Origin of the sequence: Bowmanella yangjiangensis, assembly GCF_017255015.1 — a bacterium.
In the GTDB taxonomy this organism is placed as follows: Bacteria; Pseudomonadota; Gammaproteobacteria; order Enterobacterales; family Alteromonadaceae; genus Bowmanella; species Bowmanella yangjiangensis.
The window spans coordinates 1-642 of sequence record NZ_JAFKCS010000441.1 but is presented as its reverse complement, the minus strand read 5'-3'; the positions used below and the strand labels follow the sequence as shown (position 1 = coordinate 642).

The following is a 642-nucleotide window of genomic DNA, read 5'->3' as shown; positions in this document are numbered from 1 at the left end:
CTGGCACCGTTGCGGACCCTGGGCGCGCACCTGCACAAGGACGCCCGAACCCCGAGACACTAGCTGTCGCGGGAGGCTTTCTGCCACTATTCGTGGCATGCCGGTTCTCCAGGCCCTGCCCATGCCAGCCAATCGACGCCCCACTGCTGACTTTTCGGTCTCGCTGCCGGGCCTGCTCATGGTGCTCTGCCTGCTGCTGGCCGGCCCGGCAGCGCACGCCGAGATGCGCCTCGCCGAGAACACGCCGACGCAGGACCTGTACGGCCAGGTCGACTTCCTGGCCGATCCGCAGGGCACATCGAGCCTGGACGAAGTCATGCGCAGCGATGCGCCATTCCACAGCTCGCTGACTCGACGCGACCTGAGCTTCGGCTATATACCCGGCGTGATCTGGTTGCGCCTACCGCTGCTGTCGGAGGCGAAGCACACGCGCACTTGGCGCCTGGAACTCAGCTACGCCTCGCTGGACGAAGTGCGCCTGTACGATGTCGGCGCCGACGGCATCCGGCAGTCACGCAGCGGAGACACCGTGCCCTATGCCCAGCGCAGTGTCGGCCACCGTAATCCCGTGTTCGACATCGTCCTGCAACCGGGAGAGCGCCGCACGCTGTACCTGCGTGTCGACTCACGCGGCAGCATGAC

At 66.7% G+C, this 642-nt stretch carries 1 protein-coding gene; it reads left to right on the top strand.

Annotation, left to right across the window (positions count from 1 at the left end; genetic code table 11):
* Nucleotides 1-121: 121 nt before the first annotated feature.
* Nucleotides 122-642 (top strand): 7TMR-DISMED2 domain-containing protein (locus J0A65_RS25035; protein ID WP_232850145.1); only part of this gene is annotated, 521 nt, incomplete at its 3' end.